Below are 255 nucleotides of genomic sequence, written 5' to 3' on the forward strand. Positions count from 1 at the left end.
CCAAGCCCGTGCTCCCCAAGCTCGAGGCGATAAGGCGCGTGGCCGAGGGGGCGACCGCCGCCCAGGCGGCCCGGGAGACGGGGCTGACCCCCCAGCAGGTGCGCTACAGCGTGGGAAGGTACGCCCGAGGGGGCACGGCGGCGCTGCTGCCGGCGCCCGCGAGGAAGAGGAGGAAGGGAGAGGCCGTGGACGAGGGGAAGACCCGCCGGGCGAGCCGGCCGGCCCGCCCGATGCCCTGCGAGCAGCCGCCGGGGC

General features: G+C 78.0%; 1 protein-coding gene. It reads left to right on the top strand.

Annotated features, from left to right (window positions below; all coding sequences use genetic code 11):
* Window positions 1-255, top strand: a 255-nt coding sequence (locus tag NE591_RS15825; RefSeq protein ID WP_256157168.1) for a helix-turn-helix domain-containing protein, incomplete at both ends; no start/stop codon positions are given.

Origin of the sequence: Adlercreutzia sp. DFI.6.23 (genome assembly GCF_024462535.1) — a bacterium.
GTDB classification, from domain to species: domain Bacteria; phylum Actinomycetota; class Coriobacteriia; order Coriobacteriales; family Eggerthellaceae; genus Adlercreutzia; species Adlercreutzia rubneri.